General features: G+C 69.1%; 3 protein-coding genes and 1 pseudogene. 1 reads left to right on the plus strand and 3 read right to left on the minus strand.

The window, feature by feature from the left end; genetic code table 11:
* Positions 1-1,290: RPA family protein (locus ACFR9S_RS00940; protein WP_379817779.1), on the minus strand; the 1,290-nt coding region annotated here is incomplete at its 3' end.
* Positions 1,287-2,548: pseudogene (locus ACFR9S_RS00945) on the minus strand (Single-stranded DNA binding protein). The gene ACFR9S_RS00940 and the pseudogene ACFR9S_RS00945, both read right to left, overlap by 4 nt.
* A 129-nt stretch (positions 2,549-2,677) precedes the next feature.
* On the opposite strand from ACFR9S_RS00945, the gene ACFR9S_RS00950 reads away from it, so the two are divergent.
* The gene (locus ACFR9S_RS00950) at positions 2,678-3,469 is read left to right on the plus strand and encodes an inositol monophosphatase family protein (protein WP_379731624.1); all 792 of its coding nucleotides are present in this window, start codon (positions 2,678-2,680) and stop codon (positions 3,467-3,469) included.
* Between the two features lie 6 nt (positions 3,470-3,475).
* Here ACFR9S_RS00950 and ACFR9S_RS00955 read toward each other — a convergent pair.
* Positions 3,476-3,756: dihydrofolate reductase family protein (locus ACFR9S_RS00955; RefSeq protein ID WP_379817781.1), on the minus strand; the 281-nt coding region annotated here is incomplete at its 5' end.

Consider the following 3,756-nt stretch of genomic DNA (forward strand, 5'->3'; position numbering starts at 1 on the left):
GAGTTCCTCCTCGGAGGAGGGGACGTCGATGCCGGCTTCGCCGGGCTCGCCGACCTCGGTGCCGGTGGAGAACTCCGTGCCGAACTCCTCTTTGACCTCCTGACGCTCCTCCTCGGTCAGCGCTTCCTCGTCGTCGGGGACGGTCTCCTCGGGATCGAAGTCGCCGATCTCCTCGGCCTCGTCCTCGACGGTCTCCTGTACCGACTCGCCGGCGTCGAAGTCCCCGAGTTCCTCGGTTGGCTCCTCGTCGGCATCCTCCGACTCCTCCTCGTCAGCTTCGGGCGTCTCCGGCTCCGAGTCGTCGTCCGTCTCGGTCGTCGCCTCCTCGGCCAGTTCGGCGGCTTCGTCGTTCTCTTCGGTTTCTTCAGGCTCCGTTTCGGCCGGTTCGGATTCTTCTGACTCCGCCGTTTCTTCTCGCTCTGACTCGGTAGATTCCGGCTCGGTAGACTCCGGTTCTGACGACTCCGCCTCCTCGTCCGCCGACTCCAGATCGGCCGACGCTGCTTCGTCGGCCGTCGGCTCGGCCGCAGTCTCGGTCACGGACTCGGCGCCGTCGAGATCGAGATCCACCTCGGGAAGCGGGCCGAGTTCCGCGGAACCCTCGTCACTCGGTTCGGTCTCCAGCGAGCCGACAGCGTCGCGCTCGCCGGCGACCTGTTCGACCGCCTCGACCGCGAGCGACCGGACCACTTCGAGGTAGGCGGTTCCCGTGTCGTAGTGTTCGATGGCTTTCGGAATTCCGGCGGCCAGCGAGGGGTCGACACCCTCGGCAGCGAGCGCCTCGCGGAGGTCGTTGCCGCGCAGGTCCGAGTCGAGCGCCTCCGCGAAGACGGCGATCCGGTGGAGCGTGCGCTCGGCCGCGGAGACCACCCAGCGGTCCCGGGTATCGGCGTCGACCTCGTTGATGCTCTCCGGGCGGACTGAAGTGAACACGCGGTCCGAATCCTCCGGCTCGAACGTCCGGGCCTTCCCGGAGAGCGCGACGAACGTCGGCGGCTCGGCACGGCTCAAGAAGGCGTGCTCGTCGGGCTGGTACTGGCCGGCGTAGGTGACGAACGCGCCCGTCGGATCGACGACGCGCCCGCGGAGGCTGTCCTCGTTGACCTCTTCGACCTCGGTGAGTACGCCGACCGCGAACAGGCGGTTCACGCGCGCGCCCGTCGGCGTCACGACGTAGTTCGGCGCGCGCTCCTCGTCGCTCTCGGAGTAGGAGAGCGTGGCGTCGTCGAACTCCGCGGCGAACAGCCGGCGGGCGATCTCGCGGTTGCCCGGGCCGGAGTCGGCGCTCATGCGCCCACCCCCAGCGCCGCGAGCAGTTCACGCGCTTCCGCTTCGGGTTTCTCGTCGACAGGCTCGAACGCGTCGGCGTTGAGGTTCGCGCCGTACTCGTCGACCGAGAGCGAGCCACGGGCGCGGTAGGCNNGGCGATCGTCTCGGCGACGACCTCGCGGTCCATCGCCTCGCGTGCGGCCTCGCGAGCGTCGTCGAGGTCGCCGCCGTAGATCTCCTCGGTCAGTTCGCGGCCGAGGATCACCGTACACGTCCCGGTGCCGTCATCGAGAATCGCCTTCGTTCGGAGGTCGTCCTCGCCGTCGACCTCCCCGTGGGAGCGACACTCGCCGTTCTGGATCGCGCGGTTGCACTCCGGACAGCGCTGGATCAGCCCGGAGCCGTCCCGGACCTCGATCACGTTACCGGAAAGCTCCACGTCGAACAGGCCGCCGTCGGTGACGGCCTCGCCGATCGACATCGACGGCGCCGAGTCAGTGACGGAGACGGCTTCGTCCAGCGCCGTCACCGTCGAGAACTCGGAGACGTTCACCGAGGGTGCGCCGCGGTACTCCCGGACGTACACGTCCTCGAGCCGGACGCTCTCGCCCGTCTCGATCTCCGGGTGCGGGTCCCAGTCGGTGAACGGGAGCCGCCCGGTCTCGTCGCCGATGACGCCGGAGAGGATCTCCGTCTCGCCGTCCCGGCCGTCGATCGTCCGCTCCTCGACCTCGACGACCTGCACCTCGACTGTTCGGCCGCGATCGCCCGGTTCGAGGTCGATCAGGTCGCGCTCGCCGCCGATCTCGTAGGGCACGTCGAGTTCTTCGCTCTCCAGCGCGACGCTGGTGCTGTCACCCAGATTGAGTTCGGGGCTGCCCTCCCACTCGCGGACGCCGGCGTTGCCGACGGTGACCGTGTCGCCCGGCTCGAAGCCGAACTCCTGCCAGGCGGTGTAGGAGACGGTACCCGTCTCGTCGGCGAACTCGCCCTCGCGGATGGTGATGTCCTCTCCCTGATACCGGATCGAGCGCGTCCCCTTCGTGAGCACGCGGACCGTCACGGTGACGTTGTCGTGCTCGGTCGTCAGGTCCGCAACGTCGAGCGACTCGGGGGTGGCGTCGCCGCCGCCACCGTCGCCGTGTTTCCGGCGGACGCTCTGTTTGGCCTCGTCGATCGGAACGCTGTACTGGAGGAGGTTCTCCAGGTCCTCTTTGACCTCCTGTTTGTCAACACCGAGAGCGGAGGCGAGCTCCTCGGCGTGTTTGTCTACGTCCATCGTGCCGAGTTGGGCCGCGATGGCTAATAAGGGTTCGTCCCGGTCCCCCGGCCGGCGGACGAACGTTCCCGGGAGCGGCGAGTGGCCCGGACCGAACGACCCTTGGCTCTGGGTGAGACACGGGGTGTTATGGACAGTACCACACCCCTGACGCTCGCCCGCGAGGCCGCCAGAGCGGGCGCCGAGGTCGCACACGGGGGGTTCCGCGGGCCGTTGACCGTCGAGACGAAGAAGAACGAGCTCGACTCCGTGACGGAGTTCGATCGCGAGGTCCAGCGCCACGTCGTGCAGATGTTCCGCGAGGACGACTCCGACGCGGTGATCGTCGGCGAGGAGGAGCTACCCGACGTCGATACCCGGACCGCCCTCCCCGAGAGCGGCGCCGCGTGGGTCGTCGACCCGATCGACGGCACCAACAACTTCGTCGCCGGCAACCGGATCTGGGGCTGTGCGGTCGCCGCGGTCGAGGACGGCGACGCCGTCGCCGCGGTCAACGAGTTCCCCGCGCTGGGCGACAGCTTCGCCGCCGCCGACGACGGGGCGATGCGCAACGGGGAATCCTGCAGCGTGAGCGACCGGGTGGACCCCGGAACGTTCACGATCAACCCGATCTTCGGTCTCGAACCGCGTGACCGCCGGAAGCTGGCGGAGTACGTCACCACCATCGCCGAGGAGTTCGGCGACAGCCGTCGATTCGGCAGTTCGCAATACGCGCTCTCCTCGGTCGCCGCGGGCGAACTCGACGCCGCCGTCTCGGGGGTCGAACTCTCGCCGTGGGACACCGTCGGCGGTGTCCACCTGGTGCGAGAGGCGGGCGGCACCGTCACCAACCTCGACGGCGACCGCTGGACGCCCGGCGACTCCGGCATCATCGCTTCCAACGGCGAGGCCCACGACGAACTCGTCGCCGCCTTCGACTGACGACACTCAGGCGTCGTAGGTCAACACGACGCCGTCGTCGAGCCGTTCGACATCCGTCAGCGACAGCTCCGGGAAGGAGTCGGGGTCCGTGAACCCCTCGCCGTCCGCGAGCGTCGGCGCGTCCCGGCCGCCGATCACGACCGAGCCGACGTAGACGGTCAGCCGGTCGACGAGGTCGGCCGCGAACAGCGAGAAGATGAGTTCGCCGCCGCCCTCGACGAGCAGGCGCTCGAGGCCGTGCGCTTCGAGGCGGGCGAACGCCGCGGCGAGGTCGACTCGTCCGGATC

This window comes from Halolamina salina (assembly GCF_042678005.1).
Classification (GTDB): Archaea; Halobacteriota; Halobacteria; order Halobacteriales; family Haloferacaceae; genus Halolamina; species Halolamina salina.